The sequence below is a fragment of the Nostoc commune NIES-4072 genome (assembly GCF_003113895.1).
In the GTDB taxonomy this organism is placed as follows: Bacteria; Cyanobacteriota; Cyanobacteriia; order Cyanobacteriales; family Nostocaceae; genus Nostoc; species Nostoc commune.
Window position 1 is genome coordinate 3264672 of the sequence record NZ_BDUD01000001.1, and the last position, 14672, is coordinate 3279343.

The 14672-nt window shown below is 39.1% G+C and carries 9 protein-coding genes; 3 read left to right on the forward strand and 6 right to left on the reverse strand.

Going from position 1 to position 14672, the window contains the following annotated elements:
* Positions 1-144: 144 nt before the first annotated feature.
* The 5 genes from CDC33_RS14470 to CDC33_RS14490 all read right to left on the reverse strand — a co-directional run bounded on the left by CDC33_RS14470 (position 145) and on the right by CDC33_RS14490 (position 6650).
* The gene (locus tag CDC33_RS14470) at positions 145-1473 is read right to left on the reverse strand and encodes an ATP-grasp domain-containing protein (RefSeq protein WP_109009045.1); all 1329 of its coding nucleotides are present in this window, start codon (positions 1471-1473) and stop codon (positions 145-147) included.
* A gap of 219 nt (positions 1474-1692) precedes the next feature.
* A complete protein-coding gene (locus CDC33_RS14475; RefSeq protein ID WP_109009046.1) occupies positions 1693-3072 on the reverse strand; it encodes an ATP-grasp domain-containing protein in 1380 nt (459 codons plus the stop codon).
* A gap of 333 nt (positions 3073-3405) precedes the next feature.
* Positions 3406-4434 carry a D-alanine--D-alanine ligase family protein gene (locus tag CDC33_RS14480; RefSeq protein WP_109009047.1) on the reverse strand — a complete coding sequence of 343 codons (1029 nt, stop codon included), beginning with the start codon at positions 4432-4434 and terminating at the stop codon, positions 3406-3408.
* Between the two features lie 148 nt (positions 4435-4582).
* A complete protein-coding gene (locus tag CDC33_RS14485; protein ID WP_109009048.1) occupies positions 4583-5416 on the reverse strand; it encodes an O-methyltransferase in 834 nt (277 codons plus the stop codon).
* A 4-nt stretch (positions 5417-5420) separates the two neighbouring features.
* The gene (locus CDC33_RS14490) at positions 5421-6650 is read right to left on the reverse strand and encodes a sedoheptulose 7-phosphate cyclase (protein ID WP_109009049.1); all 1230 of its coding nucleotides are present in this window, start codon (positions 6648-6650) and stop codon (positions 5421-5423) included.
* Between the two features lie 1797 nt (positions 6651-8447).
* Here CDC33_RS14490 and CDC33_RS14495 point away from each other — a divergent pair.
* Together CDC33_RS14495 and CDC33_RS14505 are read left to right on the forward strand one after the other, a co-directional pair.
* Complete coding sequence (locus CDC33_RS14495; RefSeq protein WP_109009050.1) at positions 8448-8939, forward strand: hypothetical protein; 492 nt, start codon at positions 8448-8450, stop codon at positions 8937-8939.
* A 1521-nt stretch (positions 8940-10460) separates the two neighbouring features.
* Positions 10461-11543: a response regulator gene (locus CDC33_RS14505; RefSeq protein ID WP_109009052.1), complete on the forward strand. Its 1083-nt coding sequence runs from the start codon at positions 10461-10463 to the stop codon at positions 11541-11543.
* 361 nt (positions 11544-11904) lie between these two features.
* Here CDC33_RS14505 and CDC33_RS14510 read toward each other — a convergent pair whose 3' ends face one another.
* Positions 11905-12876 (reverse strand): SGNH/GDSL hydrolase family protein, encoded by a 972-nt coding sequence (locus tag CDC33_RS14510; protein WP_109009053.1) that lies wholly within the window; start codon positions 12874-12876, stop codon positions 11905-11907.
* Between the two features lie 444 nt (positions 12877-13320).
* Between CDC33_RS14510 and CDC33_RS14515 the strand changes: the two genes are divergently transcribed.
* Positions 13321-14670: a helix-hairpin-helix domain-containing protein gene (locus tag CDC33_RS14515; protein ID WP_109009054.1), complete on the forward strand. Its 1350-nt coding sequence runs from the start codon at positions 13321-13323 to the stop codon at positions 14668-14670.
* Positions 14671-14672 lie beyond the last annotated feature (2 nt).

Here is a 14672-nt window from a genome sequence, read left to right on the forward strand (position 1 = left end):
GAAATCATTGTCTTCTGGGTACAACGAATGCAACCAGCCGTTGACAAGAATGTATTAATCCTTGACCTCTAGAAGTTAAGGGCATCCCCAGACCAGAAGGTAATGTGGAGCATACTAGGTTAGACTTTAGAATGGGGATTGGTATCATTCGATAAGCTCACCCATATTAAAATCTATTCTGATCCAACCTTTGAGTCTTCGTAAATTGTCGAGAATCAGTAAGGGAATCTGCCAGTGATGTACCATTAGGAAGGGTAAGGGATCGCTCACCTCAAAAATTGCTTCTTTCCCACGCCTGATATTTCTTACCCAGGTTTGCAGTTGCTCAAAATTTCTAATCTCATTCAGCCGCCAAACTTCGTGATACAGCCAATAGGTTGGCTTACTATCAGCAAGAGGCTGCAAAGATTCAGCCAGAGGCTCTTTACCAAGATAGGCATCCGCTACTCCTGGATGATTGTAAAACATAGTAATGGCGGAGTGAGTCCGGGGATTACACTCAATCGCGTAAACAGTTCCGTCTTCTGCTTGGATGAAGTCAAAGGAAAGTTGCCCGGTTTTTCCCAGTTCTTTGGTAAAATGAGTCGCCCATTGCATAATTTCTTGCTGATCAACGTTTTCGTAGTTGACTTGAAAAGCGGATGACTCACAGCAGCAGTACATTCTTGACTCTCCATCTCGCGCGGTAGTGTGAGTGCAGTATTCCTTTCCAGGGATGAATTCCTGCATAATCCAAGGATTCTCTTCACTGATGGGTAGACTATTGACAAATGCTGCTGTTTCTGCTGAGGTAGCGCAAGGTAGCTTGGTGAGATTCAAGCGACGTATTTGATCGTAGGGGATGCTTTTAAGAATGTATTTGCGCTTCTCGTGAGAAAAGTCGAAGTTGATGACTTGTTCTGGATGGGTAATTTTGAAGGATTTGGGGACAGATAAACCGAACGATCGCGCTGTTTCAGCAAAGGCAAACTTATCATCTAAAATCTTCGTGACATCAGCATCGAAGTGGAAAAACTCTACAAAATCTGGTAATGGTGGCTGGCCTTGATCATAGTGAATAACGGAAAAAATCGCTACCGGGATAAAAAAGTCGATCTTTTCTGTTTTAGCGATCGCGTGTAAGCTTTCAACATAGCCTTCTAAGTCTTTGCTTGGATCGGGAACGGTATAAAAGCCTGCAACAGAGTTGGAATATTTATTACCACTTGACCAGAATTTCTCAATGTCAATTATAATAACCCGATGCCCAGCAGCATGAAATGAACGCGCTAGCTGAAGAGTTTTAGTCATTCTAGCGCCAGCAATCAAGATATTTTTGGAATTGGGGTTGACAACAATTGACTTATTGAATGGTTGCTTAAGAAAGTTCCACAGTAGCGATGTTAAGACGACGATACAGTTTAAGGGAAATGCGATCGCTAGTAATACAAGAGTGCCCAAGTTTTGGAACACTACAAAAATATACTTTCTCATAGTTATAATTGTGACATCAAAGATTGTATTTTTCCTCGTCAAATACTTTTAAACAATTGCAACTTCTTTAATACCAATTCTCTATGAAGATGCACAGAATAAAACGCTTGAAATTCCATGCCCAACAATAAACTTATTTTATGCAGCCTCACATAAAGTTGGTATAACGAGCTGATTTGATTAAGTCTCTATTCGTGTTCAAGCCAATAACTGGGCTTACTATAACTTAGGGGTTGCAGAGGTATTGCCATATTTTATGTCTTCTCCAAACTGTATGAGTTTGCCGATGTTGAAATCAATCCTCACCCAAGTTCGTAAGGAGCGCAAACTATCGAGTAATAGCAAAGGAATGTGCCAGTGATGCACCATTAAGAACGGTAGTGGGTCGTTAACTTCAAAGATTGCATCCTTTCCTCGCCAAATATTTTTAAACCACTTTTGTAACTGCTTTAACGATCTAATTTCATTAAGTCTCCAAAGTTCGTGATAAAGCCAATAAGTAGGTTTACTATCACTCAGGGGTTGCAGAGGTTCAGCCGGAGGCTCTTTATTAAGATAGGCATCTGCTAAACCAGGATGGTTGTAATACATTGTGATTGCAGAGTGAGCGCGAGCGTTGCACTCGATCGCATAAATCGTCCCATCTTCCGCCTGAATGAAGTCAAAACAAAGTTGTCCAGTCAGTTGTAATTCTTTGACAAAATGACTCACCCACTCTTTAATTTCTGGGTGTTCAAAGTTTTCGTAATTGACTTGAAAAGCAGATGATTTACAGCAGCAATGTACCGTTAATGTCCCATTTCTCACTGTATCGTGAGTACAGTATTCTGTACCGGGAATAAACTCTTGCAATATCCAAGGGTTATCTTTACTAATTGGCTTACTTTTAACATGAAGCGCCATTTTTTCGTAAGGCTCCATTGGTAGCTTGGTCAAATCCAAGCGTAAAACAGAGTCATAGACAATACTTTTGAGAATGTACTTGCGCTTTTCGTTGGCAAAGTCGAATTTAAGAACTTGTTCGGAATCTGTAATTAAGAAGGTTTTCGGAACAGATAACGAAAGTGAGCGGGCAATTTCTGCAAAAGTAAACTTGTTATCCAGCATCTTCATGGTATCAGCATCGAAGTGGAAACTCTCGCAATAGCCTGATAACACTGGTTTGCGCTCGGAGTCAAAGTAGCTGGCAGCAAAAATACCTACCGGGACAAAAAAATCTATGTTTTCTTTTTTAGCGATCGCCCGCACGGCTTGAGTATAACCTTCTAAGTCTTTTTGCGAGTCAGGAACTGTGTAAAAGGCAGCCACAGAGTTAGAAAATCGATAACCACTGAACCAGTATTTGTCGAGATCAAATAAAATGACTCGATGCCCAGCAGCGTGAAATGATCGCGCAAGCTGAAGGGTTTTGGTCATTCTACCACCACCGATCAAGATATTTTTAGGATTCTCGTTCAATGCCACAAGATTAGCATTTGATCTGGTGAAAAAATTCCACAGCAGCGATGCAAGTACGACGGTGCAGTTAAAGGGAAATGCGATCGCTAGTAATGCAAGTGTGCCCAAGTTTTGGAATATGGCAAAAATTTGCTCCCTCATAGTTGTAATTGTGACATGATATATGCTTCATTGACTCAACAAAATTCTTCAAGTGTGGCGAATAATCACTGAGATGGGAAAATAAACTGCTAGTGGCTTCTTTCCGCATCGTCTCTATTTTTTTACTAAATGTAGAATATTTATTCTTTATTTTTTAGATGGGGATTGTCTGGAGTACAAATAGGTATTATATACGCACTTGAAGTCATTAGATTTTTAGGCGATCGCTCTATTTTGTAGCAAGTGTGGACATTAGAGTTCTATTAATTGTCGTTAGCAAAGACCTTGGCTATTCCAAATCACAAGAAAGCTAAAAAGGTGATTTGCCTGACATTAGGTTATGCTCAACGCTTCATTGATCGCCGTCATAAATAATTCATTTAAAGGAATTCCGGCTGCGTTCGCCGTACTGGCAATTACCGCGTTATGGTCAAAAATACAAAACAAGCCGGCTTCTAAAAACCAAGGTTGTCCCTGTGGGTCGATCCGGAAGTCAAATAAACTATAATGGCGACAGCCCAAAGCCAAATGACACTTCTTTACTTCTTGCTGAACCTTTTGGGTGATCGGGTCATTAATATCCACAATCCAACCTGGGACATAATTTTTAGCAGTTGAAGCCAAATCGCCCTCGATTGGTATTTTGAATTTGTCAGTATAGCTACGGATGGGTCTGGTTTGCGGGTCTATCTGATACTCTTCAAGGGGTAAACCGATTAGCTCCCCATCTTTGACAATAGCGCCGCATCTGACTTCTCGACCGGCTTCAATGAATGTTTCTACAATCACTTCATCTGCAAATTCAAATGCTTTCTTCAAGGCAGCGTCATACTCACTCTTTTCTTTGACTAAGGACACCCCTAAAGAGTTGTCGGCATTTGCAGGTTTGATGACTACTGGAGGTGTAATTGTCGGAACATCTCCTTGGCGGAGCAATTCTCCATTCGGCACTTTGACCCCTGCTGCTGCAACAATAGCTTTGGTTTTGGCTTTGTGGGCTGTGATTGCCATCACATCTGGAGTATTGCCTATATAAGGGATCTTTAGCAAGTCGAATAATGCCCGGTAGTCAGTCATTCCAGGGAGACAAAACATTTGTGGCAACATTAGGTCAATGTTTTGCGCTGTTATAAACTGTATGGCATCTGATAGAGGCATCGGTTTAGCGACAGCAATATCTTCTGGACTGAGAGAGGAAGGAAATCGCCATTGGCCATCTTGTGTGATGTATGCAATCAGAAAGTCATAGAGCGATGGATTTGCCGTAGCTACTAGACAGCTTTGGGCGTAATTGCGTGACAACTCACAGTAAAAATGATTGTATGCAGATCCAACTAAATGAAGGATGCGAAGTACTGGCATGATTCATATTCCTAAGTACTGTTTTATTTTATACAAAAACTGTGATCACAAAAAATAGCTTCAGGGAGATGAGGAAGCAAGCGAAAAATTATTCTTTTGAAGTCTAAGCCAAGGCTTAGACTTCTGTGCTCATCTCCTCATCTCTCAATTACACAACGCGTCTAATCAGAGTTATACCATCTCGGATGGGTAAGATAACTTGCTCTACACGAGGATCGGCGGCAACAATACGGTTGAACTGAGCGATCGCTTCACCGTTGGCGGTACGCTGTTCAGGTGGTAGGTAAACTTGTCCCTGCAACAAAGTGTTATCCACACAGATTAAACCGTCGGGAGTCAGTAAGTTACTATCCAAAATGGTCTGAAAGTACTTTACATACTCCTTTTTATCGGCATCTATGAATATCAAATCAAAGGATTCTTTTCTCGCAGCCAGCTTGTAGAGTGTTTCTAGGGCAGGTGCTACTTCCACAACGATTTTGTCGCCGTGGGGAGACTCACTAAAGCAAGCTTGAGCAAATTCAGCAACATAGGGATCTACTTCGCAACCTATAAGTTGCCCATCACTTGGTAATGCTTCTGCCATTGCTAAGGCTGAATACCCTGTGAACATTCCTACTTCTAGAATGCGCTTTGCCTTGGTGATATGAACAAACATTTTCAATGTCTGTCCTTCAAGATGTCCTGAGAGCATCTCCTGCTCTAGTTGACGCACTGTTTCACCATCACTGAAGCGCTTGCTCCAGTCTTCAATGCTTGTTTTTTGCGCCAATGCTGTCAATGCGCTCGATTCCGGGGTGGTGTAATCATCCAAGTAGGGATCTAAACCTGCCGCTAATTGAACTCCCTGCCGCAAAGAATCTAATATCTCTACGGGAATGTTGTTCTCTTGGGCTAATTTGAGAGTTTGCTGTAGCTGGGCTACTAAGATACTGTGTGGCGTTATCGGTCTAGCTGTTTCTCGTCCTAAAACACTCGTCATATTTTCACACCCCTACTAGCTTGGCTTCTTGAGTTTCAATGTATGCGTCAACACCTTTTCCGCCACGAGGGTATTTAGCACAAAGACGTTTGTGTTCAGCTAAAGCAGCATCAAGTTCTTCACGAGTCAGATCGTTGACAAAGAAGCACTCACCAATTGGACGAGGCATGGCTGCGCGTTGTTTACCATCTCGTGTCAAGCTTATAGACTGGGTAGCATCCCAGAGCAAATCTCCATCTAGTAGAGGGTGATCGAGCGATAAACCGATACGACTCATCAAGTCTAGGATGCGATCGCGCTCCCCTGTTGAAATATAGCCCCGTTGTGCTGCAATGGTTGCAGACAAAGCCATATCTATATTGACCGCATGACCATGATATAGGGGTATTTGAGGTGCTAATTCTAGGGTAGGACTCCAAGTGTGACCGTAGGCAATGACGCGATCGAGGTCTAGTTCATGCAAGTTAGGAGTCTCTAACTCCAACATGGTTTTGATTGCCTCATAATTGACTTTGTGGGCAATCTCTTTAATTTCCGGTGTCGCATTCACATGTCCAAAGTGAGTGGAAAGAAGTTCTTCGCCATATTCGTATAGCAGTTCAAAGACTTCTGAATTAGACACTACAGCAATTTTCACCAACTCTGCCATCCCATTACGAACTTGAGCCTTTGGCAAGGTTTTCAAAAATGAGAAATCTAGGATTACTTTCAAAGGTGCATGATATGCTCCCAAGCGATTTTTCAACTTACGATGATTAACTGCTACCTTAATCGCTACACCTGCATCAATCAAACCAATCAACGTGGTAGGAATGCGGATATAGTTGCTCTTGCGACGGTAAGAAGCACAAGCAAACCCAGCCACATCAGTAACTAAACCACCACCGACGACTAAGACTGGTTCTTTACGAACTAAGCCAAAATCCGAAAAAGCGTCAACAATTCTTTCAAAGGTTGCCAGGGTTTTAGCTGGCTCCGTAATAATGATCGGAAATACTGTCAGTTCAATGTCATAGTGTCTAAAATACGACCTCATCTGATCGCCATAAAGTTCATGGACATTGGCATCAATTACAGTCAGACAGCGACCAAATTTTGCATAGCTATCTGCTATTTCTCTGTTTTTAATATCAAATGCACCGTTCACATAGACAAGACTAAAATCGATTTTTTCATAACCTTGGACGTGAAATGCAGATTCTGTAGCTTCAAATGATGCTTGAACTTTATTCATGTGTCTTGACCTTGTTCCAATTAAAAAATTGTGAGATTTCGGTAATAATTCCGATTTACCCTAATGTATGCCAGCAGGAAATAATGCTCTTTATCGTTTGAGATTAGAGACATCATTAAATGAGCTTTCAATAAAAAAGCTTACTGATATTTCTGACTGGCAATGTTATTAAACAACACCATTCATTGGAGTAAATTTTGTAGATGGGCTAGTCTCTAATTTAAGATAGCCTCTGAACTAGTCAAATAGTACCGCAGGGCGGAAGTCAAAAGTTTCCATTAGCAAGATTTTGCCATAATACTTGCATTCTTTCTTTCGGGATTATTGACTTTAGTAAGAGGAAAATTTATCTTAATCGAGGTTTATTCTACTATAGTTGAATTTTAGTGGCTTTCCAACTGTACGATTCCGCAAAAATTCTAGCCTAGAAAACCTATTGTATCGTTGGTCTCCAAGCTTAAATTTGAGACTAGAACCCTGATTAATCGTTAGTTCGCTGTTTTTTACCATTAGTATCAAGCCTTATATCGCTAAACTCGCTATCTTCTATTTGCTTCAGAATAACAGTGGACTTTTAGGAAGTTTATCAGAATTTTTATTAACTCCACTATGTTTGTCTCTAGCAACTTTCCCACCATTAAACTTTGCAAAATTTCTATCTTAGTAAACTAATCATATTATCTATCTCCAGGTTGACATTTGAGATTACAGGCATAATTAATTCTCAGCTAGCTGTTTTTTAGTTTTAGTCTTAAACCATAAAATGGTTAAAAACGAATATGACTCACTACACTCTATTCAGAATGGCAGTAGAATTCTTTTTTCATTCAATCAAGTTACTCCTCAGTATTCAACATACCTACCTCGGTAACTCCTAAAAATTTAGAATTTAAAAATATCTGAGTTACTAGTAACAAAACTTTAACTTTATTTAAGGAACGTTTGTGTGTTAAAAACTTCTAAGTTTGCTTGAATTGCCTTTAAAGTTCTCAATTAAGCTATTTTAGCTCAATTGAGTAAATAATTTACCAGATGATAAATTAAAATTACAACACAAATCATAACATATATAAATAGATTTAAGTCAATCCACCATGCGAAGTGTAGTGAATAACAAAACATTTTGACAAAACTATGTCTAAAGATAGATATTTTATACAGGAGATGGAATTAGCTTATTTGAACGTGATATCATATAAGAAAGGCTGCCAAAATTAATCTTGTTTAGAGTCAAAATCTCTACTAAACTGGCTCTTGAGCAAATAATACGACCAACTTGGTATTATTCATGTCTGCGTATAAAACAGACAATGTTCAGTAAACTACAAACTTTTGAAAACCAGCATGAGAAGGCAGGAGGCAGCTATGCTGGAGGCTCACTTAGTAAACCCCATAAATAAATTTAAGGGTTTAAAACAATTGAGTTGACATATATTGAAATTCTCTCGCCGACTTACTGAAGCCATAGTGGATGCTTCAGAAGGCAGAAGGCTATAACAAATTAAGGAAGGATTTTGGCAATCTGTCTCTGTATCAATTAAAACTTCAACTTATCATTCATCATTCCAGTTGCCGCGATCGCTTAGTTGCTTTCGACATAAAAAATTGAGTATTTCTAACAGGCAAAATTTATTTAAATTACTTTTAAAAAATCTTAATATTTCTCAATCTAGGTTAAAAAATCTTGGGATTGAGTTCATAATTTAAGAGCGATCGCTTTGTAAAGGTTAGTTGATATTTCTTGTCAAACTGCTGGTAAAGTTACAAACTAAGAAATACAACACACGCAATTATTTTATGACTGCTATTTCTAACTTTGAATTCAAGCGACCAATTTGGCAAACCGGCATCATATTAACTTTGGGCTTTTGGCTCAGTGCTAGTCTAGTTTTAGACTGGGTAATTATGCCTAGCCTTTATCTTTCTGGCATGATGAGCCAAGCTGGTTTTACGACAGCAGGCTATACGATTTTTTGGAACTTCAATCGGATGGAATTATTATCTGCTGCTGTAGTCCTGACTGGGGCACTAGCTCTGAGCAAAACCCGATATCACTGGAGTATTGGCAGTATTGTTTTATCTGTGCTGCTGCTAACTATAGCTATGCTTGACACCTATTTCTTAACTCCGCAGATGTGCGCCATAGGAGTTCAACTCAACCTATTTGAAGCTGCTGCTGCTATTCCATCGACAATGAATATACTGCACGGCAGTTATTGGGTACTGGAAATAGTTAAGCTGGTAGCAGGTGGTACACTTTTAAGCTGGTGCTGGCGGGAGCAAGTTTAAGTGGATGGAGAATTTTAACAGTGAGAATATCTACTTCTAAATCTCACACTAAAGACGCAAAGAAATTCTTTGCGTCTTTTTGCTAAATCTACTTTATAGATGAATACGATGTCTACGACGGGCTACGCCTACGCAGACAATTTTCTCTTCGTAACCGAAAACTGCTATAACCCACCTTCCGCACCCTAACTGTCACAAAGGTGTTTTCACTGTTTTTTAGAATAAAACAAAGCTAGTTTATATACTTAATCTCCTTGTTTTAACTGAGATTAAAAATTATGTCAGCATAATTTTTAGCTCAAAACCTGTCAAAAGTTAAGTGATTACCGATTGTGACACTCTGGGTGCGGAATGTGGGCTATAAACATACAAAATTATCTTTAACTGTACATTCTCAGCCTTCCCGGACTTCCGAGCAAATAAATACTGAAAAATAATATTAATTAGTTTTCATGTTTCCTTTACTGATTTATCATGAAGTTTATATATTTCCGCTAACTTTTTTTGAAAATTATAGTAATCTGAATTTTAGTGGTTACTTACTTGTTATCTACCATCTAGCCGAAAAGAGCTATTTTGCAGGTATGTATTAGCAATCAGGAATTTCGCTGCAAGTTCTTGAATTTGTCACTTCAAATTGTGTAGGGTGACTATTTAGCCCCACACAACATTAAAAACCGTCTCCAGTAATTATGAAGAAATTCCCTTCTGCTGATTTGGTTGCCCGTTGCATCTCACCACACACCATCAGGGCGGCAATTACCAGCTAACTCATCTTTGGTCGGAGGTTTACCATTCTTGTTGTGCAAGTGATAATTTTACCCAATCCCAAGACTAAAGGTTGCTCTACAATCACAAACCTAAGTAAGACATTTAACTTTTTTAATGCTTAGTTTCTAATAATACGTTTTCTCTTGAAGAAGTTACCCTCAAGAATAAACTTCTAGCAAAAGTGCCTCACAACTTTCGTCACGATTGCAAAAACATAGTTCATCAGCGTGGATTTAATGCTCAAAAGCCTTGAGGGAGAATCATTTTCCGCTACATTAAAGTAGATTTTGGTCGCTTTCGACTGTAGCACGAGAGGCAAAACCACTTTGGCACGAAAACTAAAGTATATCTACAATTTTAGGCTGCTAAATACGGATACCAATGATGCTTTTGTGACTGATGGGCGAGAGCCAATGGTCTATGCGTTGCACTTGAGTTACTGTTAGATTGGCTAGATTAGCGAAAGATACAGAAAACCAATCTAATTTTTGAAATACTATATCCTGGCAACCAGTCAGGCCATTTTGCCATTGGGCAATAACATGGATTGGTTTATTTGTAACTCGTGCTTTATAGCTTAAGAGAGATTGGTGAATTAAGAGTTGGGGGGTGTGGAATCTCTGTACTAACTCAAATGTGACCGCTATATTTATCTGATAGTGCTTCCACCAAAGTCGTAGTGAATTCCGAAAAGGTAATTCACTAATTTTACGTGCAAACAAATGTTAATTTTATTCCAAAACCATCCTAATGAAGACACTTCCGATTAGTAGATACAGATTTTTCCAAAAGCTCCAGCCTTTATCTTTGTTGAAAAAAATCACTGGTAAGTCGGTTACTGGTTGTTTGCAGGTATTTAGCACATCAGGCTCTTGGTCAATATATGTAGACGAGGGTAAACTAATTTATGCCTGCTATTCAGAGAAAATGTTTGAGCCACTTTACAGAAATTTGCAACGCTTGAGTCAGCAAATTTCTACTCTCCCTCGTGAAATTCACGAACAATTACGGGTGATATTTGAAACTGGTATTGAAAATCAGGCAATACCGAATCCAGATTATTTGGCGATTTGTTGGTTAGTCAATCAGAAATATATCAGTCCCTCTCAAGCGGCGATACTGATAGAGCAATTGGCGCTAGAAGTTCTAGAGTCATTTCTGAACTTAGACGAGGGGAGCTATGAATTTATTCCTGAAAGCTTTCTGGATGACATGCCAAAGTTTTGTCATCTGAATCTCCGCTTACTAGTTGAACGATGCCAAACACCCCGAAGGGAAGCGGCTTATCGTCAGACATCGCCAACTTCTCAATCAAACCCTTCAGAATTGTTCAAAATAAATGAGCTAAAACCTAAAAGCAAAAGTACACCAAACTGGTCTACAATAAACGGCTATAAGCCGCCAACCTACTCTATTAATACCAATGAACATAAGAGTCAGCAAATCACCAAACCACCTGTTGACAAAAAAATCTACACAATCTTTTGTATTGATGACAGCCCTACAATATTGAATACTATTAAAAGTTATTTAGATGAGCAAATATTTTCTGTTGTGGGAGTCACCGATTCTTTAAAGGCTTTAATGCAGATTGTTCACACTAAACCCGACATCATTTTGTTGGATATTTCAATGCCTAATTTGGATGGGTATGAACTCTGCTCTTTGCTGCGTAAACACTCAAATTTTAAAAATACACCTGTGATTATGGTGTCAGAAAAATTAGGGTTTCTAGATAGAGCTAAAGCTAAGATAGTAAGAGCATCAGGTTATTTAACTAAGCCTTTTACACAAGGAGATTTACTAAAAATAATATTTAAACATATTGTTTAAATTCCTGGTATAAAAAACAAATCTACAGAAATTAGGGTATTTCTTGAAGATTTAAGGTTTAGTATTAACTGAATTACTCCTATTTTAGTTAGAGAATATTGTCTGAATGAATTTAAATTAGTTGGTCGTTATCTTACAGATATGGGTTAAATTTTTATTAAAACTACCAGTGCAAAAAAAGCTCTAGAAATAATCTTAGAAAAAACTCAAATTCGATTGTTACTGATGTAATCATACCGAGGATAAGTAGATATGAATTGTCTCGCTTCATCAAAATAAATTCGACTCACCGCTTATGGGCATTTGAAATTGAGCAATAAATCGCTCACTACGAACCTTTTTTTGCATAGAATTGATGACCTTAGTAGCTCTGAGGATGTGGTATTTCCCTTAGAATTTCCAAAAGCGATCGCTCCATAACTTCACTGACAACTTTATTACCTTCTAAGTTGAGGTGAATGTGGTCGTGATACAAAGCTTGCGGGTTGGTAATTGAATTGAATATCGGTAAAAAGTCTATATAGTTAATTTGTTGGAATTTAGTATAATTGTTCAAGCGCTGGCGTGCAATAATTTCGTAATCGCGGGGGCCTGGTTCACCAATTTCTCGCAGTAAGGGAGTCATGACTAGGAGAAATTGGCTGTTGGTTTGGCGATTCAGGGCTTGAATTTTGCCGATCGCTTCCAAATTAATCCCCACGCGATCGCCTGCTTCATTTTGCACTATTTCCATTTCAGGAATTGGCTGTTGCTTAACGATATAACGTTGCCACACTTCCACCAATGCTAAGGGAGGTTTACTATTGGGATAGTTGCGATCGCGTCCTACTGGTAAAGAAGTAGGAGCAGTAGCAAACAAATCATCGGTATTAATTAATAACACTACTGCTTGGGCGTTGAAATTGCTAAACTTCTGTAAATAAGCTAACTCGTTCCTTGGCCCCCAAGAGTTAGCTGAAGCATTCAGCACTTCTACTTCCTGATAACTATTATTAGTGGATGATGCCAGAGAACGCATCATCATTGTGGATATTGTATTAGTCTGATCTGTCCACCAGCCACCATTAGCAATAGAATCGCCTAACAGTAAAATTCGTAACCCAGAAGGTGCAGGTGTCTGCTTAAGCGGATTACCTCGCATAGAATACTGATTAATCTCAATGCGATTACCAAACCGACGGGTACGCTGGTTAGGAGCCAATAAATAACCAATCTGCTCATCGCCAATGTAAATCAGAGGATTACCAAAGCCAAAAAGCGATCGCAGTCCGATCTCGACTACCACAAACAATGCCACAACCACCACCAAAAATACGATCAACGCGACTTTCACCTAGTTACACCCTCTGATACTGAGTTACTTTTCAACGATAGTAACTGACGCATTGGGCATTGGATAGAGGCATGGAAGCGGGATGTACAAAGCAATATCGATCGGATAAGCAGGGGAAGCATAGGGAAAGCACTTGAAGAAAGGGTATTATTGTTCATCAATTCTTTTCTTTCCAGCGAACAGATCCCCCTGCTTCTTTCCACTCCGCAGGCATCTGATTAAGCGCATTAATATGTATTGGAACGTGTTCAATAAGCTTTAAAACAGCAATTGCATAGCTATTAACTGTCTATCTAATGGTTTGGCAAAAGTTTGATATATCTTGGCTATTTTTGTGTAAGAGTATAGCAGCGTTTTATAGTGATATAATTTTTTATTATAGTATTACAAGAATTACAATTGTCATCGTTTTATCAAGTTAGCAAAATTTGGGGACAGGCTAGGATGATTAAAATAGTCACACGCAAATATTTAGGAAAACAAAATGTCTATGACATAGGGGTTGAGCATGACCATAATTTTGCGATCAAAAATGGGTTAATAGCTTCCAATTGTTTCAATAAATCCCATTCGACTGCCTATGGTTATGTAACTTATCAAACAGCATATTTAAAAGCTAATTACCCATTAGAATATATGGCAGCGCTGTTAACGGCTAACAGTGGTGATACCGATAAGGTACAGAGATATATTACTAATTGTACAAATATGGGTATTTCCATAGATCCGCCAGATATTAATCGTTCTGGTGTTGATTTTACGCCAACGGCAGGAAAGATTTTGTTTGGATTTTCGGCAGTGCGTAACGTGGGACAGAGTGCGATCGCTTGTATTTTGGAAGCGAGAAATGAGACAGGATTTAAATCCCTCGCTGATTTTTGCGATCGCGTGGATTTACGTGCTGTTAACCGCCGCACTATGGAATCGCTGATTTACTGTGGAGCATTTGACAAAATTGAACCCAACCGTCAACAGTTAATTAACGACTTAGAATTAGTGTATGATTGGGCACAATCTCGCGCTAAAGACAGAGCTAGTGGTCAAGGAAATCTTTTAGATTTATTAGGTGACGCATTTTCTTCTACTCCCACCAAAAGAGCAAATAATGCCTTTGAAACTGCTCCAAAATCTAAACCTGTGATGGACTTGCCACCACAGAAAAAGTTGCAGATGGAGAAAGAATTATTAGGATTTTATGTATCAGATCATCCACTGAAATCCTTACGGCAAATAACACCACTTTTGACTCCAATTAACCTTTCGCAACTGGGAGAGCAAAGGGAAGAGACAAGGCTTTGTGCAGTTGTCATGTTAAATAACGTCAAAAAAGTGGTTACTAAAAAAGGCGATCAAATGGCAATTTTGCAAATAGAAGACCTCACAACGCAATCAGAAGCTGTAGTCTTTCCTAAAACCTATGAACGCATTAGTTCCCTACTTCAAGTTGACACTAGATTGATTATTTGGGGAAAAGTAGATCGACGTGACGAGCAAACTCAATTTATTCTTGAAGATGCAGAGCCAGTGGAAACAGTACAAATGGTAATGGTGGAATTAAATCCCCAGCAAGCAGGTAATATCGATGAACTACATCGCTTGAAAATAATTTTGCAAGAACACTCAGGAGACAAAGAAAAGGCAAAAATGCCAGTGATTGGAATTATACAAACTGAAAATTCTCGAAAACTTGTTCGTTTGGGTTGGCAATTTTGCGTACAAGATTCTAGAATAACCGTTCAAGCTTTGCAAAATGCCAGTTTTCCTGCTCATATCAAATCGCTGACTGGTATCTAAAG

What these genes read in the sequence shown, in the direction of transcription:
- CDC33_RS14515 (WP_109009054.1), top strand. Translation starts at nt 13,321, where the DNA reads ATGATTAAAATAGTCACACGCAAATATTTAGGAAAACAAAATGTCTAT.
- CDC33_RS14470 (WP_109009045.1), bottom strand. Translation starts at nt 1,473, where the DNA reads ATGAGAAAGTATATTTTTGTAGTGTTCCAAAACTTGGGCACTCTTGTA.
- CDC33_RS14495 (WP_109009050.1), top strand. Translation starts at nt 8,448, where the DNA reads ATGACTGCTATTTCTAACTTTGAATTCAAGCGACCAATTTGGCAAACC.
- CDC33_RS14485 (WP_109009048.1), bottom strand. Translation starts at nt 5,416, where the DNA reads ATGACGAGTGTTTTAGGACGAGAAACAGCTAGACCGATAACGCCACAC.
- CDC33_RS14480 (WP_109009047.1), bottom strand. Translation starts at nt 4,434, where the DNA reads ATGCCAGTACTTCGCATCCTTCATTTAGTTGGATCTGCATACAATCAT.
- CDC33_RS14490 (WP_109009049.1), bottom strand. Translation starts at nt 6,650, where the DNA reads ATGAATAAAGTTCAAGCATCATTTGAAGCTACAGAATCTGCATTTCAC.
- CDC33_RS14505 (WP_109009052.1), top strand. Translation starts at nt 10,461, where the DNA reads ATGAAGACACTTCCGATTAGTAGATACAGATTTTTCCAAAAGCTCCAG.
- CDC33_RS14475 (WP_109009046.1), bottom strand. Translation starts at nt 3,072, where the DNA reads ATGAGGGAGCAAATTTTTGCCATATTCCAAAACTTGGGCACACTTGCA.